General features: G+C 71.1%; 28 protein-coding genes. 10 read left to right on the top strand and 18 right to left on the bottom strand.

What is annotated here, in order from left to right:
- Window positions 1-128: 128 nt before the first annotated feature.
- Together KI385_RS11980 and KI385_RS11985 are read right to left on the bottom strand one after the other, a co-directional pair.
- The gene (locus tag KI385_RS11980; RefSeq protein WP_238572173.1) at window positions 129-1,484 is read right to left on the bottom strand and encodes a hypothetical protein; all 1,356 of its coding nucleotides are present in this window, start codon (window positions 1,482-1,484) and stop codon (window positions 129-131) included.
- Window positions 1,484-2,491, bottom strand: coding sequence for a 5-dehydro-4-deoxyglucarate dehydratase (locus tag KI385_RS11985; RefSeq protein ID WP_425356903.1), 1,008 nt, complete (start codon window positions 2,489-2,491; stop codon window positions 1,484-1,486). The genes KI385_RS11980 and KI385_RS11985 overlap by 1 nt, the downstream gene beginning before the upstream one ends.
- Window positions 2,492-2,727: 236 nt before the next feature.
- Between KI385_RS11985 and KI385_RS11990 the strand changes: the two genes are divergently transcribed.
- From KI385_RS11990 to KI385_RS12000, 3 genes are all read left to right on the top strand, one after another.
- Window positions 2,728-3,546 carry an NAD-dependent epimerase/dehydratase family protein gene (locus KI385_RS11990; protein ID WP_238572174.1) on the top strand — a complete coding sequence of 273 codons (819 nt, stop codon included), beginning with the start codon at window positions 2,728-2,730 and terminating at the stop codon, window positions 3,544-3,546.
- A 91-nt stretch (window positions 3,547-3,637) separates the two neighbouring features.
- Window positions 3,638-3,910, top strand: a complete 273-nt coding sequence (locus KI385_RS11995; protein WP_128502450.1) for a GlsB/YeaQ/YmgE family stress response membrane protein — start codon at window positions 3,638-3,640, stop codon at window positions 3,908-3,910.
- Window positions 3,911-3,986: 76 nt separating this feature from the next.
- The gene (locus KI385_RS12000) at window positions 3,987-5,216 is read left to right on the top strand and encodes a TerD family protein (protein WP_238577666.1); all 1,230 of its coding nucleotides are present in this window, start codon (window positions 3,987-3,989) and stop codon (window positions 5,214-5,216) included.
- Window positions 5,217-5,284: 68 nt separating this feature from the next.
- Here the strand turns inward: KI385_RS12000 and KI385_RS12005 are convergent, their stop codons facing one another.
- The gene (locus tag KI385_RS12005) at window positions 5,285-6,307 is read right to left on the bottom strand and encodes an MsnO8 family LLM class oxidoreductase (RefSeq protein WP_238572175.1); all 1,023 of its coding nucleotides are present in this window, start codon (window positions 6,305-6,307) and stop codon (window positions 5,285-5,287) included.
- Window positions 6,308-6,371: 64 nt separating this feature from the next.
- Here KI385_RS12005 and KI385_RS12010 point away from each other — a divergent pair, with 64 nt between their 5' ends.
- A complete protein-coding gene (locus KI385_RS12010) occupies window positions 6,372-7,253 on the top strand; it encodes a class I SAM-dependent methyltransferase (RefSeq protein ID WP_238572176.1) in 882 nt (293 codons plus the stop codon).
- Between the two features lie 48 nt (window positions 7,254-7,301).
- On the opposite strand, the gene KI385_RS12015 is transcribed toward KI385_RS12010, so the two are convergent.
- Window positions 7,302-8,759, bottom strand: a complete 1,458-nt coding sequence (locus KI385_RS12015; RefSeq protein ID WP_238572177.1) for an alkaline phosphatase PhoX — start codon at window positions 8,757-8,759, stop codon at window positions 7,302-7,304.
- Between the two features lie 134 nt (window positions 8,760-8,893).
- The gene (locus KI385_RS12020; protein WP_238572178.1) at window positions 8,894-10,393 is read right to left on the bottom strand and encodes a hypothetical protein; all 1,500 of its coding nucleotides are present in this window, start codon (window positions 10,391-10,393) and stop codon (window positions 8,894-8,896) included.
- A 228-nt stretch (window positions 10,394-10,621) separates the two neighbouring features.
- Here KI385_RS12020 and KI385_RS12025 point away from each other — a divergent pair, with 228 nt between their 5' ends.
- The 3 genes from KI385_RS12025 (at window position 10,622) to dapA (ending at window position 13,864) form a co-directional block, all read left to right on the top strand.
- Window positions 10,622-12,463 carry an endonuclease/exonuclease/phosphatase family protein gene (locus tag KI385_RS12025; protein WP_238572179.1) on the top strand — a complete coding sequence of 614 codons (1,842 nt, stop codon included), beginning with the start codon at window positions 10,622-10,624 and terminating at the stop codon, window positions 12,461-12,463.
- A 127-nt stretch (window positions 12,464-12,590) separates the two neighbouring features.
- Window positions 12,591-12,740, top strand: a complete 150-nt coding sequence (locus KI385_RS12030) for a hypothetical protein (protein WP_181923638.1) — start codon at window positions 12,591-12,593, stop codon at window positions 12,738-12,740.
- A gap of 155 nt (window positions 12,741-12,895) precedes the next feature.
- The gene (gene dapA / locus KI385_RS12035) at window positions 12,896-13,864 is read left to right on the top strand and encodes a 4-hydroxy-tetrahydrodipicolinate synthase (protein ID WP_238572180.1); all 969 of its coding nucleotides are present in this window, start codon (window positions 12,896-12,898) and stop codon (window positions 13,862-13,864) included.
- Here dapA and KI385_RS12040 read toward each other — a convergent pair.
- From KI385_RS12040 to KI385_RS12060, 5 genes are all read right to left on the bottom strand, one after another.
- Entirely contained in the window at window positions 13,773-14,756 is a 984-nt protein-coding gene (locus KI385_RS12040; RefSeq protein WP_238572181.1) for an EI24 domain-containing protein, read from the bottom strand. The two genes, dapA and KI385_RS12040, sit on opposite strands and share 92 nt — an antisense overlap.
- A 162-nt stretch (window positions 14,757-14,918) precedes the next feature.
- Window positions 14,919-15,926: a 2,3,4,5-tetrahydropyridine-2,6-dicarboxylate N-succinyltransferase gene (gene dapD, locus KI385_RS12045; protein ID WP_238572182.1), complete on the bottom strand. Its 1,008-nt coding sequence runs from the start codon at window positions 15,924-15,926 to the stop codon at window positions 14,919-14,921.
- A 129-nt stretch (window positions 15,927-16,055) separates the two neighbouring features.
- The gene (locus KI385_RS12050; protein WP_238572183.1) at window positions 16,056-16,595 is read right to left on the bottom strand and encodes a TetR/AcrR family transcriptional regulator; all 540 of its coding nucleotides are present in this window, start codon (window positions 16,593-16,595) and stop codon (window positions 16,056-16,058) included.
- Window positions 16,595-16,915: a DMT family transporter gene (locus tag KI385_RS12055; protein WP_238572184.1), complete on the bottom strand. Its 321-nt coding sequence runs from the start codon at window positions 16,913-16,915 to the stop codon at window positions 16,595-16,597. The genes KI385_RS12050 and KI385_RS12055 overlap by 1 nt, the downstream gene beginning before the upstream one ends.
- A gap of 52 nt (window positions 16,916-16,967) precedes the next feature.
- Entirely contained in the window at window positions 16,968-17,429 is a 462-nt protein-coding gene (locus KI385_RS12060) for an SgcJ/EcaC family oxidoreductase (RefSeq protein ID WP_238572185.1), read from the bottom strand.
- 152 nt (window positions 17,430-17,581) lie between these two features.
- On the opposite strand from KI385_RS12060, the gene KI385_RS12065 reads away from it, so the two are divergent.
- Window positions 17,582-18,070 (top strand): MarR family winged helix-turn-helix transcriptional regulator, encoded by a 489-nt coding sequence (locus KI385_RS12065; RefSeq protein WP_238572186.1) that lies wholly within the window; start codon window positions 17,582-17,584, stop codon window positions 18,068-18,070.
- 84 nt (window positions 18,071-18,154) lie between these two features.
- Here KI385_RS12065 and KI385_RS12070 read toward each other — a convergent pair whose 3' ends face one another.
- The 8 genes from KI385_RS12070 to KI385_RS12105 are packed head-to-tail and all read right to left on the bottom strand — an operon-like array spanning window position 18,155 to window position 24,844.
- Complete coding sequence (locus tag KI385_RS12070; RefSeq protein WP_238572187.1) at window positions 18,155-18,490, bottom strand: metal-sulfur cluster assembly factor; 336 nt, start codon at window positions 18,488-18,490, stop codon at window positions 18,155-18,157.
- Window positions 18,487-18,945, bottom strand: a complete 459-nt coding sequence (sufU, locus tag KI385_RS12075) for a Fe-S cluster assembly sulfur transfer protein SufU (RefSeq protein WP_238572188.1) — start codon at window positions 18,943-18,945, stop codon at window positions 18,487-18,489. The genes KI385_RS12070 and sufU overlap by 4 nt, the downstream gene beginning before the upstream one ends.
- A gap of 37 nt (window positions 18,946-18,982) precedes the next feature.
- Complete coding sequence (locus tag KI385_RS12080) at window positions 18,983-20,239, bottom strand: cysteine desulfurase (protein WP_238572189.1); 1,257 nt, start codon at window positions 20,237-20,239, stop codon at window positions 18,983-18,985.
- The gene (sufC, locus tag KI385_RS12085; protein ID WP_238572190.1) at window positions 20,236-21,000 is read right to left on the bottom strand and encodes a Fe-S cluster assembly ATPase SufC; all 765 of its coding nucleotides are present in this window, start codon (window positions 20,998-21,000) and stop codon (window positions 20,236-20,238) included. The genes KI385_RS12080 and sufC overlap by 4 nt, the downstream gene beginning before the upstream one ends.
- A 7-nt stretch (window positions 21,001-21,007) precedes the next feature.
- On the bottom strand, window positions 21,008-21,325 hold the full coding sequence (locus KI385_RS12090) for a non-heme iron oxygenase ferredoxin subunit (RefSeq protein ID WP_128512018.1): 318 nt from the start codon (window positions 21,323-21,325) through the stop codon (window positions 21,008-21,010).
- Window positions 21,322-22,506 carry a Fe-S cluster assembly protein SufD gene (gene sufD / locus KI385_RS12095; RefSeq protein WP_238572191.1) on the bottom strand — a complete coding sequence of 395 codons (1,185 nt, stop codon included), beginning with the start codon at window positions 22,504-22,506 and terminating at the stop codon, window positions 21,322-21,324. Before sufD ends, KI385_RS12090 begins: the two co-directional genes overlap by 4 nt.
- Before the next feature lie 59 nt (window positions 22,507-22,565).
- Window positions 22,566-23,987, bottom strand: a complete 1,422-nt coding sequence (sufB, locus tag KI385_RS12100; RefSeq protein WP_046928624.1) for a Fe-S cluster assembly protein SufB — start codon at window positions 23,985-23,987, stop codon at window positions 22,566-22,568.
- A complete protein-coding gene (locus KI385_RS12105) occupies window positions 23,984-24,844 on the bottom strand; it encodes a helix-turn-helix transcriptional regulator (protein ID WP_238572192.1) in 861 nt (286 codons plus the stop codon). Before KI385_RS12105 ends, sufB begins: the two co-directional genes overlap by 4 nt.
- Before the next feature lie 280 nt (window positions 24,845-25,124).
- On the opposite strand from KI385_RS12105, the gene KI385_RS12110 reads away from it, so the two are divergent.
- Both KI385_RS12110 and KI385_RS12115 read left to right on the top strand, forming a co-directional pair.
- On the top strand, window positions 25,125-26,087 hold the full coding sequence (locus KI385_RS12110; RefSeq protein ID WP_238572193.1) for an ABC transporter ATP-binding protein: 963 nt from the start codon (window positions 25,125-25,127) through the stop codon (window positions 26,085-26,087).
- Complete coding sequence (locus tag KI385_RS12115) at window positions 26,084-26,896, top strand: ABC transporter permease (RefSeq protein WP_238572194.1); 813 nt, start codon at window positions 26,084-26,086, stop codon at window positions 26,894-26,896. Before KI385_RS12110 ends, KI385_RS12115 begins: the two co-directional genes overlap by 4 nt.
- The last annotated feature ends 72 nt before the right edge of the window (window positions 26,897-26,968 follow it).

Raw genomic sequence — 26,968 nt, forward strand, 5'->3', positions numbered from 1 at the left:
GGGTCATGGCCGGGCCCGAGGCGTCTGGCACGGGACCTCGCGGCGTTGCCGGGAGGGCGGTGGGCCCGTACGGGGAGGTCCGTAGGGGGCGGCTGGGCCCCTTGCATTCGACCTGCCCGGGGGCGGGGTCAGTATGGGGGCCGCTTCCCGGAGTTGTCCCCGATCTTGCGCAGCGCGTCCCGTACGGCCGCCAGGTCGCTCTCGCTCGCCAGGCCCGCGTGGTAGAGCCGCAGTTCGCCGGCGCCCAGCGAGGCGGCGTGCATGGCGTCGGCGGCGAGGGTGCCGGGGCTGCCGCCCATGCCGGAGACCACGGTGAAATTGGCGGCCAGCACGGTCGCTTCGACGGCTGAGGCGGTCCTGGCGGCGGAGGCGGTCTCGGCGGCGGAGGCGGTCTCGGCGACAGTGGCCGTCTCGGCGGCGCAGGCCGGTTCGGCCGTACGGCCGGTGAACGGGGCGAGCACCTGCGCGCGGGCGGCGGCCCCGCCGGTGCACGGCAGCACCACCCCATCGGCGTGCGCGAGCACATCGGCCGGGTCCACACCGGCGTTGGCGCCGCAGCGGTGTGCGGCGGGGTCGGCGTGCAGCAGCACCCGGAACCCGTCCACCGCGGCATCCCGTACGGCGCGTACCGCCGCGCGCTGCAGCGTCCGGGCGGCTCGGTCCCGCCAGGTGCGCAGCACCCCCGCGAGCTCCGTGCCGAGCAGCGCCTCCACCGCGGCCCACTCGCCCTCCCTCTCCCAAGGACCTTCGACAAGCTCCGGTCCAGGGGGGACCTCCATCGCCGGTCCGGCCTCGCCGGACGCCCACAGCGGCTCCAGGGCCCGCACCACGGCCGTCCGCAACTGCCGTGCGGGCACGCCCAGTTCGGCGTACCCCTCGGCGCACACCGTGCAGAAGCACACCGACATCAGGTACTGGGCGGCGCCGGAGAGCGGCACTCCGGCGATCTTGTCGTGGGCGTGCAGATGGGCCAGTCCGTACCAGCCGCAGGACTCCAGCTCGGTGCCCCGGGCGCCGGGCCGTACGGCCGCCTCGGCGGCGAGGTCGACGAGGTAGTCGCGCACCTCGGGGCGGGCGATGCAGGGCGCCCAGGGATAGGGGTCGCCGTAGGCGTTGCGCACGACGGTGGCCGGATGCTCGGCGCCCAGGCGGGAGTTGTGCGCGAGGACGACCCAGGTGTGCACCTCCAGACCGGCGTCGGCCAGCGCCCGCGCGGCCGCGCCGAAGGGGTCCGGATCGCTCACCCAGTCCTGGGTGTACGGCCGCAGCTCCCGGCCGGCCCAGCGGGCGGGGTCCGGTGGGTAGAGGACGGCGGCGTGCCGGGCGGTGACGATGCGGTGGCGGGGGTGGCGCGGGGTGAGGGCGCGGGTGGAGTGGTAGGCGGAGGCCAGGGTGACCTGCTGGATACCGAGGCGGACGAGGCGTCCGGCGGCGTCCGGGTCGCCGACCACGTCCCAGGGGTAGAGGAAGGCGGCGGTGCGCATCAGGCACCGGCTCCGGGCGCGTCCGCGACCAGGGCCAGACCGTGCTCGATCAGCGCGGCCAGCTCCTTGAGGTGCGCCGGGGCCGGTTCGCTGAGCGGCGGGCGGACCTCGCCGACGTCCAGGCCGCGCATCCGTACACCCGCCTTGACCAGCGATACGGCGTAGCCGCGGCCCTGGTTGCGCAGTTCGACCAGCGGCCGGTAGAAGCCGTCCAGCAGCCGGGCCACGGTGTCGTCGTCGCCGGTGGTAAGCGCCCGATGGAAGGCGAGGGCGATCTCGGGGGCGAAGGCGAAGACGGCGGAGGAGTAGAGGTGTACGCCCAGGCCCAGGTAGGCGGGGCCGGTGAGTTCGGCGGTGGGCAGGCCGTTGAAGTAGAGGAAGTCCTCGTCGGGGGCCTCGGTGCGGACGGCGCTGATGATGCGCTGGAGCAGATCGAGGTCGCCCACACCGTCCTTGAGGCCGATGATGCCCGGGGTCCTGGCCAGGGCGGCGACGGTGGCCGGTTCGAAGACGGCGTTGTCGCGCTGGTAGACGATGACGGGAAGCGGGGTGGCGGCGGCGAGTGCGGTGTAGTGCCGCAGCAGTCCCTCTTGGCCCGCGACGACGAGGTAGGGCGGCATGGCCAGCAGTCCGTCGGCGCCGGCTTCCTGGGCGAGGCGGGCGAAGTGGACGGCGAGCGCGGTGCCGTAGCCCGCACCGGCGATGACCGGGACCCGGCCCGCGGTCTCCTCGACCGCGGCCGCGATGCAGTCGGCGAACTCCTCGGGTGCCAGCGCATGGAATTCGCCGGTGCCGCAGCAGGCGAAGACGGCGGCCGCGCCCGCGTCGATGCCGCCGCGGACATGGGCACGGAAGGCCGCCAGGTCCAGGGCGCCGTCCGGCGTGTACGCGGTCACGGGGAAGAACAGCAGTCCGTCGAGGCGGTCGGCGAGCTGGGGGTACCTCCTGGAGGGACCCCCGCCCGGACGAAGTGTGGGGGAGGCAGCTGGAGGAGGGTGTGCGGTCACGGGCTCTCCCTGGCATGCTTGTGCATGTTTCTGATCAGCGTCCATGTTTCTGAACGCAGCCACGCTAGAGCAGCCTTACCGCACCGGTCAAGGGCCCACAACTGGCGGGCGGCAAGCGGATTTGCCGGGTCCGTCAAGCGTCTTGACCGGCCGAGATCGAGCTCCCTACCTTGTCCACACATCTGAATGCCGTCCGTACATACAGCCTTGCAGCTCAGCCGGAGGAGTACCCGCCCATGACCGCACCCCGCACCGTCCTTCTCACCGGCGCCGCCGGCGGGCTCGGCACCCTGATGCGCGAGCTCCTGCCGCCCCACGGATACCGGCTGCGCCTGTTCGACCGGCGAACCATCGAGAACACGGAGGGCGAACCGGAGGCGATCACCGCCGAGTTGGCCGACACGGACGCGCTGCGCGAGGCCGTACGCGGGGTCGACGCGATCGTCCATCTCGCCGGCATCTCCCTGGAAGCCCCGTTCGAGAAGATCCTGCACGCCAACATCGAGGGCACCTATCACCTCTACGAGGCGGCGCGCGAGGCGGGCGTGCGCCGTATCGTCTTCGCCTCCTCCAACCACGCGGTCGGCTTCACCCCGCGCCCCGCGGACGGCTCCGCCGCCATCCCCGTCACCACACCGCGCCGCCCCGACACCTACTACGGCCTCTCCAAGGGGTTCGGCGAGGACCTCGCCTCGCTCTACTGGGACCTGCACGGCATCGAGACCGTCTCGATCCGCATCGGCTCCTGCTTCCCCAGGCCGACGTCGGTGCGGATGCTGTCGATCTGGCTGAGCCCGGCCGACTGCGCGCGGCTGCTGCACGCGGCCCTGACCGCGCCGGACGTGGGCCACACCGTCGTCTACGGCTCCTCCGCCAACACCCGCCTGTGGTGGGACCTGTCCGGTGCCCGCGCCCTGGGCTACGCACCGCAGGACGACTCCGAGCCGTACGCCGCGGAGCTCATCGCCGCGCACGGCGCACTGGATCCCACAAACCCCGAACACACCCACCTCGGCGGCGCCTTCTGCACCGACCCGCCCAGGTGGCCGTACTGAACACGGGTCGCACCACGCCACGGAACCCGCGCCGCCCGGGCGGCGTCCTGGTGGGTGTACCAACCCTCCGCGCAGGAACGAGGAACGCATCATGGGCATCGTCAGCTGGCTCGTACTGGGGCTGATCGCGGGCGTCATCGCCAAGGTCCTGCTGCCGGGGCGGGACCCGGGCGGACTGGTCGGCACGACCCTGATCGGCATCGTGGGATCGTTCATCGGCGGCTGGCTCTCCACCAAGATCCTGCACCGCCCGATACCGAAGGACTTCGGCGAGCCGTCCATGTGGATCGCCTCGATCGCCGGCGCCCTGGTCCTGCTGATCGCCTACCGGCTGCTGTTCGGCAACTCCCGCGAACGCCGATGAGCGGGCCGGTCGGCCGTCCGGCCGTAGGTAATGGAACCGCAAAGGCGAACCGATCGTTGGTCCCGGCATGACCGCTATGACTCCTGGCTCGAACCTCCCGCTCACCGCCGTTCGGGTGGCGGTGGATGTCACCGCGCCCGTGCGGCTGGATGTGTCGGGCCTGCTGCTCGCCGCCGACGGCAAGGTGCGCTCCGACGACGACTTCGTGTTCTACAACCAGCCCGCCGGACCGGGCGTGACGCACTCCGCGGCGGCCGGCGGCGGTGACACCATCACGGTGGACACCGCCGCGGTGCCCGACGGCATCGAGAAGGTCGTGGTCACCGCGAGCCTGGACGCCGCCGGCGCGACCTTCGCCGGCACGGAGCCGACCGGCACGGTCCGTAACGCCGACGACGGCAGCGTCATCGCCACCTTCACCCCGCCGCAGCTCGGCACCGAGACCGCGCTGGTGGTCGTCGAGATCTACCGCCGGGCCGGCGCCTGGAAGGTCCGCGCGGTCGGCCAGGGCTATGCCAACGGCCTGGCCGGGATCGCCACCGACTTCGGCGTCAGCGTGGAGGAACCGGCCGCGCCCGCCGCGGCGCCGCAGGCACCCCCGGCAGCCGCAGCCCCCGCCGGCCAGTGGGCACCGCCCACCGGCGCCCCGGCCCCGGCCGCCCCGCCGCCGGCCGCCGCTCCCCCGGCCCCGCCCGCCGCGCAGCCCGCCGCCCCGGCCCCCGGCTCCGGCAAGATCAACCTCGACAAGGGCCGCGTCAGCCTCCAGAAGAACCAGACGGTCTCGCTGGTCAAGGGCGGCCGCCCGCTGCTCAGCTCGGTCACCATGGGCCTCGGCTGGGAGCCCGCCTTCCGCGGCAAGAGCATCGACCTGGACGCCTCCGTCATCGCCTACGGCCCCGACCGCAAGAAGGTCGACAACTGCTTCTTCGGCAAGCTGATGATCCTGGGCGGCGCCATCCAGCACTCCGGCGACAACCTCACCGGCGAGGGCGCGGGCGACGACGAGGCGATCACCGTCCACCTCGGCGGGATCCCCCCGGAGGTGACCGGTCTGGTCTTCGTCGTGAACTCCTTCTCCGGCCAGAAGTTCTCCGACGTCGCCAAGGCCTACTGCCGCCTGATGGACGCCCAGAGCGGCGAGGAGCTGGTCCGCTTCGACCTCACCCACGCCGAACCGCGCACAGGCGTGATGATGGCCAAGCTCATCCGGCAGTTCTCCGGCGAGTGGGAGATGACCGCACTGGGCGAGTTCGTCGACGCCCGCACGGTACGCGGCATGGTCAAGCCGGGCGGCCAGGCCCTGTGACCTGACCGCGGCACCGTCCCTGACCGCCTCGGCCGCGGCGGGGACGGTGCCGCGCCGTCCCCGGCAGCTCACTCACGCGCCGTCAGGCCCACCACCCGCGCCAGCCTCTCGAACGACTCCACCAGCGCCGGGCGGTCGTAGGAGCTGGTGGTGACCAGCACCTCGTCCGCGCCGCTGCGCCCGATCAGCGTGCCGAGCTCCTCGGCGACCTGCTCCTCGGTGCCGTACACATGGCCGCGCTGGGCGTCCTCGTAGAAGCCCCGCTCCCGTTCCGACATCGCGGCACCGTCGGCCGGCCCGTCGTCGGCGGGCCGCAGCGGCGGAAACACCCCATGGGTACGGGAGTACGCCAACGACCGCGCCTCCGGCAGCAGCAGCCGCCGCGCCTGCTCCGTCGTACCGGCCACCGCCACCGTCCCGGAGATCACGACATACGGCCGCTCCCACAGCCCCGAGGGGCGGAAGGCGTCCCGGTAGGCGTCGATGGCGTCCAGCATCTTCTGCCTGCCGCGGAGGTCACCGATGACCAGGGCCAGCCCGGCCGCCGCGGCGACCTGCGCACCGGCGCCGGTGGCCAGCACGAACGCCGGGACCGTGAGCCCCTCGGCGGGCCGGGCGTGCACCTGCGGATGGGCCGTCTGGGTGCCCGCGAAGTACCCCAGCAGCTCGGCGAGTCGGTCCCCGAAGTCCTCGGTGGCGTCCTTCTCCGTGCCCAGCGCCCGGCGGATGCCGCCGGTGAAGCCCACCGACCGGCCCAGCCCCATGTCGATCCGGCCGGGGAAGAGCGATTCCAGCACCCCGAACTGTTCGGCGACGACCAGTGGCCGGTGGTTGGGCAGCATCACCCCGCCCGTCCCGACCCGGATCGCGGAGGTCGCCGAGGCCACCGCGGCGGCCAGCACCGTCGGTGCCGATCCGGCGACCCCGGGCACGCTGTGGTGCTCGGAGACCCAGAAGCGGTGGTAGCCCAGCCTCTCGGCGCGCCGCGCCAGGTCCACCGTGTCCCGCAGCGCCGCCGCCTCGGGATGTCCCTCCCTGGTGCGGGAACGGTCCAGGATCGAGAATTGTGTCGTCCGTATCGTCGAGCTCACCACCTCTCCTTCAACGTCCGCACGCCCCCAAGATTCCCCCCACGGCACACGCGAGGAGCGTTCGATGACGCAGCAGCCGCCGGCCGGCCCGACCGAGCCCACGGATCACCCGGACGGCCCAGCGCCGCCCGACCTTCCCGAGCGGGTCGCGAAGATCTACGGCGAGTTCGACCTGAGCACCGTGTCCGCCTTCGCCGGCGGCTTCATCAACTTCGGTTACTGGGCCGGGGTGCCGGGCCATGCGGACCGGCCGCTGAGCGAGGCCGACCGGGTGCGCAGCGAGCAGGATCTCTACCGGCTGGTGCTGGACACCTTCGACCGGCCGCAGGGCCGCAGCGCCCTGGAGGTCGGCTGCGGGCGCGGCCTGGGCTGCGCGCTGGCGCTGCGGGAATTCGGCCTGGGCCAGGTCATCGGCCTGGATGCCCACCCCGACCAGATCGCCCGCGCCCAGGAGGCGAACGCGGCGCTGCTCGGCGCCTCCGCCGGGACCCCGGCCCGGCTGGACTTCCTCCTGGGCGCCGCCGAGGACATCCCGCTGCCCGACGACGCCGTCGACTGTCTGTACTCCGTCGAGGCCGCGCAGCACTTCCGCGATCCGGCCGGTTTCGCCCGGGAGGCGGCGCGGGTGCTGCGCGCGACCGGCCGGCTGGCGCTGACGACGTTCTTCGCCCGCACCCATGAGGCCGCCCGCGCGCTGCCCGGTCTGCTGCCCCCGTACGCCGACGGCCTGGACGTCCCGCATGTGGTCGACGATGTCGCCGCGACGCTGGCCGCGGCGGGTCTGCGGGAGGTCCGCGTCCGACCGATCGGCGACGGGGTCTGGGAGGCGTACGACCGCTATATGGCTCAGCGTCCCGAGCTGCGTGACGAGTGGCCGCGCCGCTATCTGACGGCTTATCGGGACGGTCTGCTGGACTACTACGTCATCACGGCCGTGGCCGGCTGATCCTCCCCATGCCCTTGAGGCAGGGGGGAGGCTCAGCAGGCGGTGCCGCTAGCGCTGCCGGCGCTGCCGCTTCCACGGGCCGGTGATGGCCAGCATGATGCCGGGCTCCTGGATGTTGGCGAACAGCGTCCGCCCGTCCGGGGAGAAGACCGGGCCGGTGAACTCACTGAACTCCGGCTTGTCCGCGGTGCCGTTGTTGAGGTCGTTGCGCGCGATCGGGTAGGTGCGGCCGTCGTCGGTGGCCCCGAAGAGGTGCTGTACGCCCTCGCCGTCCTCGGCGATGATCAGCCCGCCGTAGGGCGAGACGGTGATGTTGTCGGGGCCGTCGAACGCGCCGTCCTTCGAAGGGTCCTGATTGACCCCCAGCAGCACCTTCAGGGTCAGGGTCCGCCGCCGCGGGTCGTAGAACCAGACCTGTCCGTCGTGCTGGACCGGGCTCTCCGCGCGGGCGAAGGAGGACACGATGTACGCGCCGCCGTCCGCCCACCACAGGCCCTCCAGCTTGCGGGCGCGGGTGATCTCACCGTCCGTGAACTGCTTGCGCACCGAGACCGTACGGGCATCGCGGTCGGGGACCTCGACCCAGTCGACGCCGTAGACGGTGCCGGTCTGGGTGGCGCGCGAGAGGTCGTCGACGAACCGGCCACCGGAGTCGAAGCACTTGAAGGCCTCCAGCACGCCCGCGTCATCGGCCAGCGTGCGCAGTTGTCCGCGGCCGTGCCGGAAACCGTGCGGCGGGGTCCAGCGGTAGAAGAGGCCGTTGGGGGTGGCGGCGTCCTCGGTCAGGAAGAGGTGGCCGCGCTTGGGGTCGACGACCACCGCTTCGTGGGCGTAACGGCCCAGCGCCTTGATCGGCTTGGGGTCGCGGCCGGCCCGCCTGTCGTGCGGGTCGACCTCGAAGACATAGCCGTGGTCCTTGGTCATGCCGTGCTCGCCGGCCTTGTCCTCGGTCTCCTCGCCGGTGAGCCAGGTGCCCCAAGGGGTGGTGCCGCCCGCGCAGTTGGTGGACGTACCGGCGATGCCGACCCACTCGCCGACCGGGGTGCCGTCCTTGGCGACCTCGACGACCGTGCAGCCGCCGGACGCCGCCGGGTCGTAGACCAGCCCTTCGGCCAGCGGCACCGGGTGCGGCCAGTCGGCGCGCGGGCCCTTCAGCTCGTGGTTGTTGACGAGGAGGGTGGTGCCGCGGTGCCCCTCGAAGGTGCCGGTGCCGTCGTGGTTGGAGGGCGTGGACTCACCGGTGTCGAGCTTGGTCACCCCGGTCCGGGTGATGATCTTGTACGAGAACCCGGCGGGCAGCGCGAGGATGCCGTCCGGGTCCTCGATCAGCGGGCCGTAGCCGATCGTGTGCCCCTGGCCGTCCGCCGCACCGTCCGGGCCGGCGGCCGGCGCTTCCTCGCCGATGGCTCCCGGCGCGGTGGCCAGCACGCCGACGCTGCCGGCCAGCGCGACCCCCGCGCCGGTGAGGGCGGAACGCTTGGCGAAATCTCTCCGGGTGAGCGGCATTGTCATCTCCTGGATGGCCGGTTTCTTCCCCTGTGCCTGCGCCGCACACGTTCCCGCGCGCCTTCGAACTCCAGTTGAACGCGGCGCGACATCCAGGAAGCAGTTACGCCACCCCGGCCCTCCCGGGCACTGCCTCAGCCCGACTGCCGCGAGCGCGCCTTGAACGCGGCCTTGCGGGCCTCCTTGGCGGCCTTCTTGTCCGGGTGCAGCCGGCCCATGGCCTCCAGGACGTCGGCGGTGGCCGGGTGGTCCACCCGCCAGGCGGTGTCGAAGAACCCGCTGTGCTGGTCGGTCAGGCCCTGGACGAGTTCGCGCAGCTCGGGCACGGCGTTCTCGTCGGCGCTGTCCAGCTGCGCCGCGATGGTGTCCACGGTCAGCCAGAAGATCATGCCCTCGGACGGCTCGGGGATACCGGGCAGCGCGCGCTCGGCGAGCCAGACCCGGGCCAGACCGCCGAGCTGGCGGTCGTCGAGGACCTCGCGCAGCGCGGTCTCGGCGTCCGGCGAGACCAGCGAAAGGGTCTGCTGGGCGGCGAGCCGGCGGCGCGGGGCGCGCTCGTCGTCGCCGCGGGCGGCCGCCAGCAGGTCACGGGCGGCGTCCAGCGGCGTACGGGCGGCGAGCCACCGCTCGGACTCGGCCTGGGCGAGCGTCTCGGGGTAGTCGGGCAGCGCGTCCAGGAGGACGTCGGCGCCCTTGTCGGTGAGGTCGCCGACGGCCGGGGCGTGTGCGCCCGCGTCCAGCAGCCGGGCGCGTACCGCGTAGACGCCGAGCGGAGTAAGGCGGACCAGGCCGTAGCGGGAGACGTCCTCGTCGGTGAGCGGCTCGGCAGCGCGGACTGTCTCCCCGTCCTCGTCCACTTCCTCGATGAGCGCCTCGTCGACCGGCCTGTAGGCGATCAGACCGATCGGCTCCAGCACCCGGAACTGGTCGTCCAGACGCATCATCGCCTCGGAGACCTCTTCGAGGATGTCGTCGGTGGGCTCGTCCATGTCGTCCGGGATGATCATGGAGGCGGCCAGCGCGGGCAGCGGCACGTCCTGGTCGGGGTCCTCGCTCAGGGCGGTGAGCAGATAGAGGTTGCCGAGGATGCCGTCCAGCACCTCGGCCTCCTCCTCCGGGTTCCAGTCGATCGCGTCCAGATCGAGTTCGCCGCTCTCGGTGAGCTGGTCGGCGAGGTCGGCGAGGTCGGGGGCGGCCGCGTCGGCGAGCACGGTCTCCATGCCGCCGAGCCAGATGTCGAGGATGTCCTGGGGGCTGCCGGAGGTGAGCAGGTTCAGCTCCTCGCCGGGGGTGGCGGTGCCGACCGCGGCATCGTCGGGAAGTCCGGCGCCGTCCTCGTCCGCCGAGTCCTCGGAGCTCTCCTCGATCTCGACCAGCCCGGTGTCCACCGCGAGCTGCCAGGCCTCGGCGGTGTAGGCGGGGCCGTCCTCGTCGCCGGCCAGACCGAGGTGCTCGGTGGCGGCGCCCAGCGCTTCATGGAGGATCTCGCCGCCGACGCCGACCGGGACGCCGCGCTCGGCCCAGCGGGCGAGCTTGGCGGCCCGGGCCATCAGGGGGGCGCTCAGCGCGTCCCGGGCCAGTTCCGCTTCGGAGTGCAGCCGCACCGGCGGCAGGGTGGGGCGGTCTGCGGACATCTGGGGCTCAGCTCCTCGTACGGACTTCGGCTCGTGCGCCGACCAAGCGTAGACGGAATTCTCCGTATCTCGGACGGTTCACCCCCGCGCCCCTTGCCGGTCACCGGGAGAACCTTGACAACTCCCTTGTGCGCACAAGAGATTGACGCGCGTAGCGTGCGCCGGTCCAGCGCCGCGCGCACGGTGCCACTACCCCCCATAACCCTATATATCCCCTCGGAGGCATGCATGCCGTCCCGTCGTTCGCTCCGCAGACCGGCCGCCCTCAGCGCGGTGGCCTGCGCCGCCCTCGCCGGTGGACTGCTGACCGTTACGCAGTCCTCCGCCTCCGCGGCCGGCGTCCGGATCCACGACATCCAGGGCAACACGCGAATATCCTCGCTGGCCGGAAAGCAGGTCAGCGAGGTGCCCGGCACGGTCACCGCGGTCCGGTCGTTCGGCTCGGCGCGCGGTTTCTGGGTGCAGGACCCGCATCCGGACAACGACCCGGCCACCAGCGAGGCGGTCTTCGTCTTCACCGGCAAGGAGACGCCGAAGGTCACGGTCGGCGACGCGATCACCTTCTCCGGCACGGTCAGCGAGTACTACCCGGGCGGCAAGGACGCGGGCCTGCAGTCCGTCACCGAAATCACCGACGCGACCTGGCAGACCGTCTCCGCCGACGCCCCGCTGCCGGCCGCCTTCAAGCTCAACCCGGCCTCGGTGCCGAACCGTTACGCCCCCGACGCGGGCGGCAAGAGCATCGAGTCGCTGACGCTGCGCCCCTCCTCGTACGCGCTGGACCGCTATGAGTCGCTGGAGGGCATGCGGGTCTCGGTCTCCGGCGCCCCGGTCGTCGGCCCGACCAGCACCCACAACGAGCTGTGGGTGACCGCCGAGCCGGGCCACAACCGTACGGCCCGCGGCGGCACGCTCTACCGCTCGTACGCGGACCCCAACGGCGGCCGGGTCAAGGTGGCGTCCCTGATCCCCTTCTCGCAGCGGCCGTTCCCGGTGGCCGATGTCGGTGACGAGCTGACCGGCACCACCGCCGGGCCGCTGGACTACGACAGCTTCGGCGGCTACACGCTCCAGGCCACCGAGCTGGGCAAGGTCACCGATCACGGCCCGGCGCAGGAGACCACCCGCAAGCAGAAGTCCGACGAGCTGGCGGTGGCCACCTACAACGTCGAGAACCTCTCCCCCACCACCCCGCAGGCCAAGTTCGACCGGCTCGCGAAGGCGCTGGTGCACAATCTGTCCGCCCCCGATGTCGTCGCCCTGGAGGAGGTCCAGGACGACAACGGCGCCACCGACAACGGCGTGGTCACCGCCGGCGTCACCCTCAAGAAGCTCACCGACGCCATCAAGGCGGCGGGCGGCCCGGCGTACGAGTGGCGGCAGATCGACCCGGTCAACGACCAGGACGGCGGTCAGCCCGGCGGCAACATCCGTGTGGCGTTCCTGTTCAACCCCGACCGGGTGTCCTTCACGGACATCAAGGGCGGTGACGCCACCACCCCGGTGAAGGTGGTCGCCGACCACGGCAGGGCCACGCTGTCCGCGTCCCCGGGCCGGATCGCGCCCACCGACCCGGCGTGGAAGACCAGCCGCAAGCCCCTGGTCGGCCAGTTCTCGCTCAAGAGCCGCCCGGACAGCCGGGTGTTCGTGATCGCCAACCACTTCAACTCCAAGGGCGGCGACCAGGGCCTGGACAGCCGTTTCCAGTCCCCGGCCAGGACGTCGGAGACCCAGCGCACCGCGCAGGCCGGGCTGGTCAACGCGTTCGTCAAGGAACTGCTGGCCAAGGACCCGAAGGCCGATGTGGTGGTGGCCGGCGACCTCAACGACTACCAGTTCTCGCCGGCCCTCAAGACCCTGACCGGCGGGGGTGTGCTCACCGACCTGGTGGGCCGGCTGCCGCGCTCGGAGCGTTACGGCTATGTCTACAACGGCAACTCGCAGGTGCTGGACCACATGCTCACCAGCCGCCATCTGCCCCGGGCCGACTACGACATCGTGCACATCAACGCCGAGTACGCCGACCAGGCCAGCGACCACGATCCGCAGGTGCTGCGGATCCGGCCGTAACACCTGCGGCATGTCACCCCGTGTGACACTCCCGTCACTCGCCTGGCTCACGTCGGGGGGCCAACTGCCGCTGAGGGTGCGGTACTGGAGTTCGTAAGCAACATTCGGCGAGACATAGGGAGTCATCATGCCGAAGTCCCAGAACCGTAAGTCGGGCAACAAGGACCGTGCCGCCGAGCGGCGCACCGACCAGCGGAAGCCGAAGTCGTCGGAGGAGTCCGCAGCCGAGCGGACCCAGGACCTGAAGCGTTCGCGGAATGGCCTGACTGACGCGTGATGGGCCTGTGATGCCCGGGCGGCCGTCGCACCGAACGGTGCGGCGGCCGCTTCGCGTGCGCCGACCGACGGTCCCCACTCATCGTAGCGATACTTAAGGAATCACCCAGCACAACTAAGTGGACGTGAAATATGAGACGCCCTCACACTTCCGCCATGGACACTGTCACCCCACCCCTCGCACCGCCCCCGGCCGCGGCCTCCTTCGGCCGTACCGCGGCCGCCATGATCACCCCGTTCACCGCGGACGGGGAGCTCGACACGGACGGCGCACAGCGGCTCGCCACCCACCTCGTCGACGAGGGCGGATGCGATGCACTCGTACTGAGCGGCACCACGGGCGAGTCCCCGACCACCTCGGACACCGAGAAGGAGACCCTGCTGCGGGCCGTCGTCGAGGCGGTCGGCGACCGGGCACGGATCACCGCCGGGGTCGGCACCAGCGACACCCGGCACACCGTCACCCTGGCCCGCGACGCCGAACGGGCCGGTGCGCACGGCCTGTTGGTGGTCACGCCGTACTACTCACGGCCCACCCAGGAGGCCGTCACCCACCATCTGCGGACGGTCGCGGACGCCACCGGGCTGCCGGTGATGCTCTACGACATCCCGGGCCGCACCGCCACCGCGCTGAGCGCCGCGACGCTGCTGCGACTGGCCGCCCATCCGCGGATCACGGCCGTCAAGGACTGCGGCAACGACCTGCTGAAGTCGGCGAAGGTACTGGCGTCGACGGAGCTGGCCTATTACGCGGGCTGCGATGAACAGATCCTGCCGCTACGGGCCCTCGGCGGCACCGGCTGCATCAGCACCGCCGCCAATGCCGCACCGCGGGCCGTGCGCGCCGTCATGGACGCCTATGACACCGGCGACACGGCCGAGGCCGCCCGCCGCCAGCTCGCCCTGGTCCCGCTCATCGAAGCGGTGACCGGCGGCGACACCCCCGGCACGGTCGCCGCGAAGGCGCTGCTGAACCACCTCGGCCTGCCCGCGGGGCCGGTCCGAGGGCCACTGCTGGCGGCGGACGCGCAGCTCACCAACCGGCTGGTGGCCGCCCTGCGGACGGCCCTGGACCGGACTGCGGATACGGGGACCGCGGTGCGCCCGGCTGCTGTCCCGGGGTAGCGGGGAACTGCGCGGGCGCCGGACCGAAGCCGCCCGGCACACCTGGCTGCCCGCCCGGCTGCCCGTACGGCTGCCCGCCCGGCTGCCCGTACGGCGCGTCGGCCCGGTCCTGCCCGGCGTCGCCCTCGCCCCGGTCCGGCGCCGGCGGCTGCTCCTCGTCCGGCACCAGCTCCCGCACCAGCAGCGTCGCCCCGGCCACCGCACCCGGCATCAGCACCACCGCGATGAACGGGATCAGGAAGAGCAGCACGATCGGGGTGCCGAAGCCGACCGCGAGCGCCTTGCGGCCGCGCAGCAGCCGCAGCCGCTCGCGCACCGGGATGTCCCGGCGCTGCATCGCCACCGAGGTCAGCTCCACGGCGAGGAAGAAGCCGGAGACACAGAAGCCGATGGCGGGGATCACGGTCTGCCCGAGGAACGGCACGAACCCGAGGACGAACAGCAGGATCCCGAAAACGGCGGCCCGCAGCAGCACATGGACGCTGTCCCGCAGCGCGATCCAGATCTCCTGCCACAACGGCCGGTCCGACCCCGGCGGGCAGTGCCCCTCGCTCTCCTCGACCTTCTGCGACAGCGACTCGTAGAAGGGGTCGCCGATCAGCAGCGTGACGGCGGTGAAGGTCAGCACGGACAGCGTCAGCCCGCCGGCGAACAGCAGCGCCACGAACAGCCCGCGCAGCAGCCCCTGCCAGGGCGAGCCCCAGCCGTCGGCGAACGGCGTCGCCCAGGCGGCGATATCGCCGGACCACAGGGCGAGCACGGTGAGCACCGCGGCATACAACACCAGGGCGATCAGGGCCGGGATCAGCCCGAACCCCCACCACCGGCCGTTCCGGGCGACCCAGCGTTGCCCCTTGCCCAGATACCGCATCCCCGCTACAAGATCACGCATGCCCCAAGCCTATCGGCGCCCGGCCGGACCGGGGACGGCGGCAGCACACCAACGGCCCGGCGGAGCTCCGCCGGGCCGTGGCACCACCGTGAACGGTCAACCGTGCACGCGCAGTTGTGGCTGTCCGTTGTGGCTGCCTGCTGCGACTGTCAGTCGTGGCTGTCAGTTGTGGCTGTGCAGGATCTCGTTGAGGCCGCCCCAGGCCGCCTTGTTCGGCCGGGCCTCGACGGTGCCGGTGGTGGAGTTACGGCGGAAGAGGATGTTGTCCGCGCCGGAGAGCTCCAGGGCCTTGACGATCTGGCCGTCGGGCAGCGTGACACGGGTGCCCGCGGTCACATACAGGCCGGCCTCGACCACGCACTCGTCGCCCAGCGCGATACCGATGCCCGACTCGGCGCCGAGCAGGCAGCGCTCGCCGATCGAGATGATCTGCTTGCCGCCGCCGGAGAGGGTGCCCATGGTGGAGGCGCCGCCGCCGATGTCGGAGCCGTCGCCGATGAGCACGCCCGCGCTGATCCGGCCCTCGATCATGGAGGTGCCCAGCGTCCCGGCGTTGAAGTTGACGAAGCCCTCGTGCATGACGGTGGTGCCGGCCGCGAGGTGCGCACCCAGGCGCACCCGGTCGGCGTCCGCGATCCGCACACCGGCGGGCGCGACATAGTCGGTCATCCTCGGGAACTTGTCGACGCTGGTGACCTGGAGATGCAGCCCCTCGGCGCGGGCGTTGAGCCGTACCGTCTCCAGCTGGTCGACGGCCACCGGGCCCAGCGAGGTCCAGGCGACGTTGGACAGCAGACCGAACATGCCGTCCAGGTTCTGCCCGTGCGGCTTGACCAGCCGGTGGCTGAGCAGGTGGAGGCGCAGATAGACGTCGTGCGCGTCCAGCGGCTTGTCGTCGAGGGAGGAGATGACCGTCCGGACGGCGACGACCTCGACATCGCGGACCGGGTCGGGACCGATCGCCTTGAGCACGGCGGCGCCCAGCAGTTCGGTGGCGCGCTCGTCGTCCAGCTGCTCGGTGCCGGCCGGGCCGGGGCCCTCGGCAGTCGCAGCGACCAGCTCGGGCGCCGGGAACCAGGTGTCGAGAACGGTGCCGTCGGAGGTGACGGTGGCGAGCCCGGCGGCGACGGCGCCGGTCGTACGGGAAGCAGAAGTAGCAGCATCGGTCATGTTCGAAACCTAACCGGAGGGCGCCCGTCGAGGCGAACCGGTCTCAGCGATCGGGCCGGGTCGTACGGTCGCACAAGGCCACTCGTACGGCCGCACGAGCCGGCCGGCCGCCGCTCCGGGCGGCCGGCTTCAGCCCAGCACCCCGGCCAATCCGTCCCGCACCACGGCGGGTTCGAAGGGCTGCCCGGTCAGCAGATGCTGTAGCACCAGCCCGTCGGTGAACGCCACCACGGCGCGCGCGGTCCGCTCGTCGCCGATCCGCCGTCCGAGCAGCCGCACCATCTCGTCCAGGCACTCCGCGGCGATCGGCCGTACCGCCTCGTGCCGCAGCGCCGCCAGATACAGCTCGTACTCCAGCTCCACCCGCGAGCGGTCACCGGCCAGGGTCCCCTCGACGAGCGCGGCGACCTCGTCGGCGAGCGGCGCCGCCGGGTCGATGCCGTCCACCCAGCGCGCGAAATCGGCCATCCACTCGCCGTTGACCTGCCGCAGCGCGGCGCTCAGCAGCTCGTCCAGGGTCGCGAAGTGGTACGTGGTCGAGCCGAGCGGGACATCCGCCGCGGCGGCCACCGCGCGATGGCTGAGCCCGGCGATCCCGCGCTCGCCGACCACGGCGATCGCCGCGTCGATGATCCGCTGCCGCCGGTCGGGGTCATAGCGCCGGGCCATCAGTGCGCACCGTCCAGATTCAGCACCACGACCCCGGCGATCACCAGCAGCACCCCGAAGACCTTCAGCGCACTGGCGCTCTCGCCCAGGAACGCGATCCCGATCGCGGCGATCACCGCCGTCCCGGCGCCGGACCAGATGGCGTACGCGGTGCCGACGCTCATCGACTTGAGCGTCTGGGCGAGCAGCGCGAAGGCGAGCAGATAGCCCAGCGCGGTCCCCAGCGACGGCCACAGTCTGCTGAAGCCGTCGCTGTACTTCATCGAGGTGGTCGCGAGGATCTCGGAGAGGATCGCGCCGGCGAGCGTCACATAGACCATGCGTACGAGCGTACACAACGATGCGTACGGTCGTACACAAGCAGATCGGCGGTCAGTTCCCCTTCGGCGCCAGCCGGGCCAGGGCGGCGCTCAGCGCCTCGGTGCGGGGGCGGTGGCGGGTGTTCTGGAAGGCCCGGATCAGCCAGCCGTCGGCGCCTTCGGCGGGCTGCCGGGTCATGACATAGGTCTGGACGGACATCGCCCGGCGTGAGGGCCGGGTCCGCTTCCCCTTCAGGACGGCGCCCCGGGCGTGGAGCAGGGCGACGTCCGGCGCGAGGAACTCCAGATCGGTGATCTCGGCCCACAGCCGGGAGCCCTTGAGTACGCCGTCGAAGAGGCCCCGGTGTCCCTCGACGACGCCTTCGCGGCCGGTCAGCCTGCCGCCGAAGAAGGTGACGTAGTCGGCGTCCTCGGTGAACGAGCGCCCGTAGGCGTCGGCGTCACCCCATGCCCGCCGGTGCGCCTCGAAGCGCTCCCGCACGTCCGCCGCCTCGCGAAGTTCCGCCGTACTCATGGCTCCCCCTGATGTGCTCATGGCTCCTCCTGACGGGAATCGGCCGCTGTTTTATATGCATGCACGCATGCAATATATGCGGCCGTGCAAGTATGTGGCAAGGGGTCCGCCCCGGAAACAGCCGACGGGTCCGCCCCGGGAAGGTGAGCGACATGTCCGAACAGCGGCACAACGCCCTGCTGCGCCAGCACGCCGACAGCTATCGCGCCTACGTCACGGCCACCGTGCTGCACGGCCAGGCCGCCGCGGAGGCGCTCGGCCAGCACCCCACCGACCTGTACGCACTGCACGCCCTCGACCTCGCCGGCCCGCTCACCACCGGCGCCCTGGCCGAACGCATCGGGCTCTCGCAGAGCGCCACCACCCGCCTCGTCGACCGTCTGGTGCGGGCCGGCCGGGCCCGCCGGGCCCCCGACCCCGACGACCGCCGGCGGGTCCTGGTCGAGCCGCTGCCGATCCCGCACGACGAGGACGAGGCCGCCTTCGGCCCCGCGCGCCGCCGGATGGCCGAGGTCTTCCGAAGCTTCACCGCGGACGAACTGCGCGTCCTCTTCCGCTACTTCGCCGCCGCGGCGCCCGCGCTGCGCGATGCCACCGCCGAGACCAAGGGGCTGCCGGTGGCCGGCGGGCCCGGAAGCTGACACCGCGGCGCTCCCGAACAGCGAAACGGCCGTGCCCGCCAGTGGTGACTGGCGGGCACGGCCGTATCGCTGCGGAAGATCTCGTCAGACGTTGAAGCCCAGCGCGCGGAGCTGCTCGCGGCCATCGTCGGTGATCTTGTCCGGGCCCCACGGGGGCATCCAGACCCAGTTGATCTTCAGCTCGTTGACGATGCCGTCCGTGGCGGACTTCGCCTGGTCCTCGATGACATCGGTCAGCGGGCAGGCCGCGGACGTCAGCGTCATATCGATGGTGGCGATATTGGCGTCGTCGATGTGGATGCCGTAGATCAGTCCGAGGTTGACGACATCGATGCCCAGCTCGGGGTCGACGACGTCGTACAGCGCCTCGCGGACCTCTTCCTCGGATGCCGGCTTGGTGGTGGTCGGGGTCTCGGTCATGCGGTCTTCGCCTCCTCGGAGAGGGCCTTGGCCGTGGCGTCCTTCCAGGCCATCCAGCTGAGCAGCGCGCACTTCACGCGCGCCGGGTACTTGGAGACGCCGGCGAACGCGACCGCGTCCTCCAGCACCTCCTCCATCGCGTCATCCGGCTCGACCTGGCCCTTGGACTGCATCAGCTCCAGGAACGTCTCCTGGATCTTCTGTGCCTCACCGAGCTGCTTGCCGACCAGGAGCTCGTTGAGCACCGACGCGCTGGCCTGGCTGATGGAGCAGCCCTGGCCCTCGTAGGACACATCCTCAATCGTCGCGCCATCGAGCCGCACGCGCAGCGTGATCTCGTCACCGCACGTGGGGTTGACATGGTGCACCTCGGCGTCGCCGTCCCGAAGACCGCGCCCATGCGGGTGCTTGTAGTGGTCCAGGATGACGTCCTGGTACATGGAATCCAGCTTCACGACTCAGTCAGTCCTCGTCCTCATCCGCTGTGCCTGATTAACCGAAGAAGTTGCGGACGTGCTCCAGGCCCTCGACCAAGGCGTCGACCTCGGCAGGCGTGGAGTACAGATAGAACGACGCTCGCGTGGTCGCGGGAATTCCGTAGCGCAGGCAGACGGGCCGTGCGCAGTGGTGACCCACCCGGACCGCGATGCCCTGCTCGTCCAGCACCTGGCCGACGTCGTGCGGATGGATGTCGCCGAGTGTGAAGGAGATCGTCGCGCCGCGCTCCTCGGCCGTGCTCGGGCCGATGATGCGCAGGTCGGGGACCTCCAGCAGCCGCTTGACGGCGTACTCGGTGATCGCGTGCTCATGCGCGGCGATCTTGTCCATGCCGATCGAGGCGAGGTAGTCCACGGCCGCGCCGAGGCCGACGGCCTGGGCGATCGGGGGCGTACCGGCCTCGAACTTGTGCGGCGCGGGCGCATACGTCGAGGAGTGCATCGAGACGGTCTCGATCATCTCGCCGCCGCCGAGGAACGGCGGGAGGTCCTCCAGCAGCTCTTGGCGGCCCCACAGGACGCCGATACCGGTCGGGCCGCACATCTTGTGGCCGGTGAAGGCCACGAAGTCGGCCTGCAGCGCCTGGACGTCCAGCACCATGTGCGGGGCGGCCTGCGAGGCGTCGATGCAGACCAGCGCGCCGACTTCCTGGGCGCGCCGGATGATCGTGTCGACCGGGTTGATCGTGCCCATGATGTTGGAGACCAGCGTGAAGGAGACGATCTTCGTCTTCTCGGTGATGACCTCGTCGATGTTGGACAGGTCGAGCCGGCCGTCGTCGGTGATGCCGAACCACTTCAGCTTCGCGCCGGTGCGCTGCGAGAGCAGCTGCCACGGGACGATGTTGGAGTGGTGCTCCATCTCCGTGATGACGATCTCGGTCTCGTGGTCCACGCGGTAGGGCTCATCGGCCCAGCCCAGCATGTTCGCCACGAGGTTGAGCGACTCGGAGGCGTTCTTGGTGAAGATCACCTCGTCGCGGCTCGGCGCGTTGATGAAGGCGGCGACCTTGTCGCGGGCGCCTTCGTACAGCGCCGTGGCCTCCTCGGCGAGCACATGCACGCCACGGTGGACGTTGGCGTTGTGCTGTTCGTAGTAGGCGTTGAGCGCATCGAGGACCTGGCGCGGCTTCTGAGACGTCGCCGCGTTGTCCAAGTACACGATCTTCTTCCCGTCGTGGACCTGACGGTCCAGGAGGGGGAAGTCCTTACGGATCGCCTCTGTGTCGAGGAGGCCCGGCAGCTGTGTCACGCGGTTGCGCCACCCTTCGTGTATGCCTCGTAGCCCTCGGCCTCCAGCTTGTCCGCGAGCTCGGCACCGCCGGACTCGGCGATCCGGCCGTTCGCGAACACATGCACCTGGTCGGGCTTGATGTAGCGCAGGATGCGCGTGTAGTGGGTGATCAGCAGCGTGCCGACCTGGCCGGTCTCGCGGACGCGGTTGACGCCCTCGGAGACGGTGCGCAGCGCGTCGACGTCCAGACCGGAGTCGGTCTCGTCGAGGATCGCGATGGCCGGCTTGAGCAGCTCCAGCTGGAGGATCTCGTGGCGCTTCTTCTCACCGCCGGAGAAGCCCTCGTTGACGTTCCGCTCGGCGAACGCGGGGTCCATCTGGAGACGCTCCATGGCCTCCTTGACCTCCTTGACCCACAGCCGCAGCTTGGGGGCCTCACCGCGGATGGCGGTGGCGGAGGTGCGCAGGAAGTTGGAGACGGAGACGCCGGGGACCTCGACCGGGTACTGCATGGCGAGGAAGACGCCGGCCCGGGCGCGCTCGTCGACGGACATCTCCAGGACGTCCTCGCCGTCGAGGGTGACGGTGCCGCCGGTGATCGTGTACTTGGGGTGACCCGCAAGCGAGTAGGCGAGGGTCGACTTGCCGGAGCCGTTGGGGCCCATGATGGCGTGCGTCTCGCCCTGCTTCACGGTCAGGTCGACGCCCTTCAGGATCTCGCGCGGACCGTTCTCGGCCTCGACGGAGACGTGCAGGTCGTGGATCTCAAGCGTTGCCATGGGGAACTCAGGACTCCTGGGTGACGGAGACGAGCACGTCGTCCCCTTCGATCTTTACGGGGTATACGGGGACGGGGCGCGTCGCGGGAAGGCCGTTCGGCTTGCCGGTACGCAGGTCGAAGCTCGAACCATGAAGCCAGCACTCGATCGAGCAGTCCTCGACCTCGCCCTCCGAGAGGGAGACATTCGCATGCGAGCAGATGTCGTTGATCGCGAACACCTCGCCCTCGGTGCGGACCAGAGAGATCGGCGTGCCGTCGAGTTCCACCCTCTTGGGGGTGTCCTCCTCCAGCTCGCTGAGCGCCGCTGCGCGTACGTACGTCATACCGAGGACGCTTCCAGCTCGGCCTCGATCTTGCTCATCAGACGCTCTTCGACGTCCGGGAGACCGATCTGCTGGACCAGCTCGGCGAAGAAGCCGCGGACGACCAGCCGGCGGGCCTCGTCGGCCGGGATGCCGCGGGCCATCAGGTAGAACAGCTGCTCGTCGTCGAACCGGCCGGTCGCCGAGGCGTGTCCGGCGCCGACGATCTCGCCGGTCTCGATCTCCAGGTTGGGCACCGAGTCGACCCGCGCGCCGTCGGTCAGCACGAGGTTGCGGTTGAGCTCGTAGGTGTCCGTGCCGGTCGCGGACGCCCGGATGAGAACATCGCCGATCCAGACGGCGTGCGCGTCCTGGCCCTGCAGCGCGCCCTTGTAGGTCACGTTGGAGCGGCAGTTGGACGCCTCGTGGTCGACGAAGAGGCGGTGCTCGTGGTGCTGGCCCTCTTCGGTGAAGTACAGGCCGTAGAGCTCGGCCTCGCCGCCGGGGCCGGCGTAGGTGATACGCGGGTGCAGCCGGACGAGGTCGCCGCCGAAGGTGACGACCACGGACTTGAAGGTGCCGTCCCGGCCGACGAGGGCGTTGTGCTGCCCGACGTGGACGGCCTTGTCGTCCCAGTCCTGGACGGAGACGACGGTCAGCTTGGCGCCGTCACCGAGGAGGTAGTCGACGTTGGCGGCGAGCACCGCGTCACCGATGTGGTCGATGACGACGACCGCCTCGGCGAACGCGCCGAGCTCGATGACCTGGTGGCCGAAGGCGGTGCCGCCCTCGCCGTGCACGGTGATCCGGATCGGCTCGGTGAGCACGGTCTCCTTGGGGACCGAGACCACCGAGGCCTTCTCGAAGGAGCTGTACGCCTGCGCGGCGACCCGGTCCACGGGCTTGCCGGCCTTGCCGACCCGCGGGTCCTCACGGCCGACCAGCTCGTGGGTGACGCCCTCGGGCGCGGTGATGTCGACCTTGAGGTCGGCACCGCCCGCGACGGCGCTGCCGTCGTGCAGGCCCCTCAGGCGCGCGAGGGGCGTGAAGCGCCACTCCTCCTCGCGGCCGTGCGGCACCGGGAAGTCCGCCACGTCGTAGGACGGCGGGGCGCTCATCCGGGTGGCGACGGTGGACTCCGCGGCCACCGCGATGGAGCCGGTGGTCGTGGAACCCGCCGGGATGTTCTGAGCCTCAGCCATGGCTGTCGTCGTGCTCGCTTTCTGCAATCAGGGAGTCAGTCGCTGCGTGGGGGCGGGCGTCAGCCGACCGCGCCTTCCATCTGCAGCTCGATCAGCCGGTTCAGCTCCAGCGCGTACTCCATCGGCAGCTCACGGGCGATCGGCTCGACAAAGCCGCGCACGATCATCGCCATGGCCTCGAACTCCGTCAGGCCGCGGGCCATCAGGTAGAAGAGCTGGTCCTCACTGACCTTGGAGACGGTCGCCTCGTGGCCCATGGAGACGTCGTCCTCGCGGACGTCGACGTAGGGGTAGGTGTCCGACCGGGAGATGGTGTCCACCAGCAGGGCGTCACACAGCACGTTGGACTTGGAGCCCGCGGCGCCCTCGCCGATCTCGACCAGACCGCGGTAGGAGGTCCGGCCGCCGCCTCGCGCCACCGACTTGGAGACGATGTTGGAGGAGGTGTTCGGCGCCATGTGGACCATCTTGGAGCCGGCGTCCTGGTGCTGGCCCTCGCCCGCGAAGGCGATGGACAGCGTCTCGCCCTTGGCGTGCTCACCCATGAGGTAGACCGCCGGGTACTTCATGGTCACCTTGGAGCCGAGGTTGCCGTCGACCCACTCCATCGTCGCGCCCTCGTAGGCGACGGCGCGCTTGGTGACCAGGTTGTAGACGTTGTTCGACCAGTTCTGGATGGTCGTGTAGCGGCAGCGGCCGCCCTTCTTCACGATGATCTCGACCACCGCGGAGTGCAGCGAGTCCGACTTGTAGATCGGCGCCGTGCAGCCCTCGACGTAGTGGACGTAGGCGTCCTCGTCGACGATGATCAGCGTCCGCTCGAACTGGCCCATGTTCTCGGTGTTGATCCGGAAGTAGGCCTGCAGCGGGATGTCGACGTGGACACCCTTGGGGACGTAGATGAACGAGCCGCCGGACCACACGGCGGTGTTCAGCGACGCGAACTTGTTGTCACCGACCGGGATGACCGTGCCGAAGTACTCCTGGAAGAGCTCCGGGTGCTCCTTGAGCGCGGTGTCGGTGTCCAGGAAGATGACGCCCTGCTCCTCCAGGTCCTCACGGATCTGGTGGTAGACGACCTCGGACTCGTACTGCGCGGCGACACCGGCGACCAGACGCTGCTTCTCCGCCTCGGGGATGCCCAGCTTGTCGTAGGTGTTCTTGATGTCCTCGGGCAGCTCCTCCCAGGAGGCGGCCTGCTGCTCGGTGGAGCGGACGAAGTACTTGATGTTGTCGAAGTCGATGCCCGACAGGTCCGAGCCCCAGTTCGGCATGGGCTTCTTGTCGAACAGCTTCAGGCCCTTGAGGCGGAGCTTGAGCATCCACTCCGGCTCGTTCTTCTTCGCCGAGATGTCGCGGACGACGTCCTCGGAGAGACCGCGCTTCGCCGAAGCGCCGGCCACGTCGGAGTCGGCCCAGCCGTATTCGTACTTGCCCAGGCCCTCGAGCTCGGGGTGAGCAGTCTCCGTGGGGAGCGTCATGCGGGGTTCCTCCCGGCCGTGCTTGCAGATGCTGTGGTGGTCTTGGTGGTGGTGCGTTGCGTGCTGTTCGCGGCCTTGCCGGCACCGGCCTTCGGTACGAAGGTCGTGCACACCCCGTCACCGTGGGCGATGGTGGCAAGCCGCTGTACGTGGGTCCCGAGCAATCGGGAGAAGACCTCGGTCTCCGCCTCGCACAGCTGCGGGTACCGCTCGGCGACATGGGCGACCGGGCAGTGGTGCTGGCAGAGCTGTTCACCGAGCTGGGGATTGGGCGCGCTGCGCGCCGTAGCAGCGTACCCGTCCGCGGTCAACGCCTTCGCAAGGGCCTCGGTGCGACGCTCCGGCTCGACGGCCTCGACCGCCTCACGGTAGCCCTCGGCCTGGGCCGCGAGCCGCGCGCGGGCGAATGCGGCGACCGCCGCCTCGCCCTTCTCGCCGCCGCCCGCGCTCTGCGCGATCCAGCGCAGCGCCTCGGTGGCGAGCTGGTCGTAGGCCTGGTCGAAGGCGTCCCGCCCGCAGTCGGTGAGGGCGAAGGCCTTGGCCGGGCGGCCGCGGCCACGGGTGCCGTAGACCCGCTTCTCGCGGGGCTCGACGACGCCCTCCGCGGCGAGCGCGTCCAGATGGCGGCGGACCGCGGCCTGGGTCAGTTCCAGACGGAGTGCGAGCTCGGCCGCGGTGGACGGACCGTGGTCGAGGATGGAGCGGGCGACCCTGTTGCGGGTGCCCTGCTGTTCGTCGTGCGGCGCCGGGGCGTGCGCGGCGGGCGCACGCCGCTCGGTCTGCTCGGGCGTGGAGGCGGCCGGCCCGGCGGTCTGCTCGACCGCGGGCCCTTCCTGATCCTCGCTCGCGTATTTCACAACGTCATTGTTGCGTAATTCGTCAAAGCGATTCAAGCCTCGTCCGGATCACGGACAGGTGGCCTCTATCACTTAGGCTTACCTAATTCAAGCCCCACCGGGACCCGTCGAAGCACCGCCGACCTGCGATGGAGCGCCCCGGCCCGGCGGCCGCCCGGCACGGCCCGCGGGCGCCGAAAATCGTACGGCCGCGCACCGCCATATTGACCACCCCCGGGCGCCGGTCAGCACCCAAGCCCCCGTTGAGGGCTGACCGGCGACTCTCCGTAGACTGCCCGGCATGCGCAGCACCTCCCCGGGGAGCGATCCCCGGACCCCCGGCCGAGAGTCTGCCGTCGAGGTCGTCGGCCTGGTCAAGCGATACGGGACCAAGACCGCCGTGGACGGCCTCGACCTGACCGTCGCACGCGGCGCGGTGACCGCCGTGCTCGGCCCCAACGGCGCCGGCAAGACCACCACCATCGAGACCTGCGAGGGCTACCGCCGCCCGGACGCCGGCCAGGTCCGCGTCCTGGGCCTGGACCCGATCGCCGACGCCGCGGCGCTGCGGCCGCGGATCGGCGTGATGCTGCAGTCCGGCGGCGTCTACGCGAGCGCCAGGGCCGAGGAGATGCTGCGGCACACCGCCACCCTGCACGCCCACCCCCTCGACGTCGGGCTGCTGATCGAGCGGCTCGGCCTGGGCAGCTGCGGCCGGACGCCCTACCGGCGGCTCTCCGGCGGCCAGCAGCAGCGGCTCGCCCTGGCGATGGCCGTGGTCGGCCGCCCCGAGCTGGTCTTCCTCGACGAGCCGACCGCCGGCCTCGACCCACAGGCCCGGCACGCCACCTGGGACCTCGTACGGGAGCTGCGCGCCGATGGCGTCAGCACCGTACTGACCACGCACTTCATGGACGAGGCCGAGCAGCTCGCCGACGATGTCGCGATCATCGACGGCGGCCGGGTGATCGCCCAGGGCAGCCCCGAGCAGCTGTGCCGCGGCGGCGCGGAGAACAGCCTGCGCTTCACCGGCCGGCCCGGCCTCGACCTCGCCTCGCTCCTCAAGGCGCTGCCCGCGGACAGCGCCGCCACGGAGCCGGCCGCCGGCACCTACCGCGTCCACGGCAAGATCGACCCACAGCTGCTGGCCACCGTCGCCTCGTGGTGCGCACAGAACGGGGTGATGCCGGACGCCATAGCCGTGGAGCGGCACACCCTGGAGGACGTATTTCTTGAGCTCACGGGCAAGGAGCTGCGCGCATGACCGCCACCGAGACCGGTTCCGCTGCCGCGACCGGCACGTTCGCCCCGCGGCCCGGTGCGGCACCGCTGCCCCGGATGATCCGTGCGCAGGCGGCCCTGGAGACCAGGATGCTGCTGCGCAACGGTGAGCAGCTGCTGCTGACCGTCGTCATTCCGACGCTGCTGCTGGTGCTGTTCTCCGCGGTCGACGTCATCGAGGTGCCCACCGACACGGCCGGCGGCGCCGGCAGCTCCGTCGACTTCCTGGCGCCCGGCATCCTGGCGCTCGCCGTGATGTCCACCGCCTTCACCGGCCAGGCCATCGCGACCGGCTTCGAGCGGCGCTACGGCGTGCTCAAGCGGCTCGCCGTCTCGCCGCTGCCGCGCTGGGGGCTGATGACCGCGAAGACCTGTGCGGTGCTGGTCACCGAAGTCCTGCAGATCGCGCTGCTGACGGCGGTCGCCCTCGCGCTGGGCTGGTCCCCGCACGGCAACCCGTTCTCCGTGGTGCTGCTGCTCCTCCTGGGCACCGCCGCCTTCTCCGGCCTGGGCCTGCTGATGGCCGGCACGCTCAAGGCGGAGGCCACCCTGGCGGCCGCCAATCTGGTGTTCCTGCTGCTGCTGGTCGGCGGCGGCGTCATCGTCCCGCTGACGAAGTTCCCGGAGGCCGCCCAGAGCATGCTCGGGCTGCTGCCGATCGCGGCGCTGTCCGACGGACTGCGCGACGTCCTCCAGCACGGCGCCGGCATCCCCTGGCAGAACCTCGGCATCCTCGCGGTGTGGGCGGTGCTCGGCCTGGGGGCTGCGGCGCGGTTCTTCCGCTGGGAGTAGTGGCCGAGGGCGCCGTCGGGCCCGTACGGATACCCCCCGAACCCTCCGGCGGGAACACAAACCGGACCCTCG

It is taken from the genome of Streptomyces inhibens (assembly GCF_022221585.1).
Taxonomy (GTDB): Bacteria; Actinomycetota; Actinomycetes; order Streptomycetales; family Streptomycetaceae; genus Streptomyces; species Streptomyces inhibens.

Excerpts from the sequence above, each read along its gene's own strand:
- KI385_RS11980 (WP_238572173.1), bottom strand. The coding sequence starts at position 1,484 with ATGCGCACCGCCGCCTTCCTCTACCCCTGGGACGTGGTCGGCGACCCG.
- KI385_RS11990 (WP_238572174.1), top strand. The coding sequence starts at position 2,728 with ATGACCGCACCCCGCACCGTCCTTCTCACCGGCGCCGCCGGCGGGCTC.
- KI385_RS11995 (WP_128502450.1), top strand. The coding sequence starts at position 3,638 with ATGGGCATCGTCAGCTGGCTCGTACTGGGGCTGATCGCGGGCGTCATC.
- KI385_RS12000 (WP_238577666.1), top strand. The coding sequence starts at position 3,987 with ATGACTCCTGGCTCGAACCTCCCGCTCACCGCCGTTCGGGTGGCGGTG.
- KI385_RS12010 (WP_238572176.1), top strand. The coding sequence starts at position 6,372 with ATGACGCAGCAGCCGCCGGCCGGCCCGACCGAGCCCACGGATCACCCG.
- KI385_RS12015 (WP_238572177.1), bottom strand. The coding sequence starts at position 8,759 with ATGCCGCTCACCCGGAGAGATTTCGCCAAGCGTTCCGCCCTCACCGGC.
- KI385_RS12020 (WP_238572178.1), bottom strand. The coding sequence starts at position 10,393 with ATGTCCGCAGACCGCCCCACCCTGCCGCCGGTGCGGCTGCACTCCGAA.
- KI385_RS12025 (WP_238572179.1), top strand. The coding sequence starts at position 10,622 with ATGCCGTCCCGTCGTTCGCTCCGCAGACCGGCCGCCCTCAGCGCGGTG.
- KI385_RS12030 (WP_181923638.1), top strand. The coding sequence starts at position 12,591 with ATGCCGAAGTCCCAGAACCGTAAGTCGGGCAACAAGGACCGTGCCGCC.
- dapA (WP_238572180.1), top strand. The coding sequence starts at position 12,896 with ATGGACACTGTCACCCCACCCCTCGCACCGCCCCCGGCCGCGGCCTCC.
- KI385_RS12040 (WP_238572181.1), bottom strand. The coding sequence starts at position 14,756 with ATGCGTGATCTTGTAGCGGGGATGCGGTATCTGGGCAAGGGGCAACGC.
- dapD (WP_238572182.1), bottom strand. The coding sequence starts at position 15,926 with ATGACCGATGCTGCTACTTCTGCTTCCCGTACGACCGGCGCCGTCGCC.
- KI385_RS12050 (WP_238572183.1), bottom strand. The coding sequence starts at position 16,595 with ATGGCCCGGCGCTATGACCCCGACCGGCGGCAGCGGATCATCGACGCG.
- KI385_RS12055 (WP_238572184.1), bottom strand. The coding sequence starts at position 16,915 with ATGGTCTATGTGACGCTCGCCGGCGCGATCCTCTCCGAGATCCTCGCG.
- KI385_RS12060 (WP_238572185.1), bottom strand. The coding sequence starts at position 17,429 with ATGAGTACGGCGGAACTTCGCGAGGCGGCGGACGTGCGGGAGCGCTTC.
- KI385_RS12065 (WP_238572186.1), top strand. The coding sequence starts at position 17,582 with ATGTCCGAACAGCGGCACAACGCCCTGCTGCGCCAGCACGCCGACAGC.
- KI385_RS12070 (WP_238572187.1), bottom strand. The coding sequence starts at position 18,490 with ATGACCGAGACCCCGACCACCACCAAGCCGGCATCCGAGGAAGAGGTC.
- sufC (WP_238572190.1), bottom strand. The coding sequence starts at position 21,000 with ATGGCAACGCTTGAGATCCACGACCTGCACGTCTCCGTCGAGGCCGAG.
- KI385_RS12090 (WP_128512018.1), bottom strand. The coding sequence starts at position 21,325 with ATGACGTACGTACGCGCAGCGGCGCTCAGCGAGCTGGAGGAGGACACC.
- sufD (WP_238572191.1), bottom strand. The coding sequence starts at position 22,506 with ATGGCTGAGGCTCAGAACATCCCGGCGGGTTCCACGACCACCGGCTCC.
- sufB (WP_046928624.1), bottom strand. The coding sequence starts at position 23,987 with ATGACGCTCCCCACGGAGACTGCTCACCCCGAGCTCGAGGGCCTGGGC.
- KI385_RS12110 (WP_238572193.1), top strand. The coding sequence starts at position 25,125 with ATGCGCAGCACCTCCCCGGGGAGCGATCCCCGGACCCCCGGCCGAGAG.
- KI385_RS12115 (WP_238572194.1), top strand. The coding sequence starts at position 26,084 with ATGACCGCCACCGAGACCGGTTCCGCTGCCGCGACCGGCACGTTCGCC.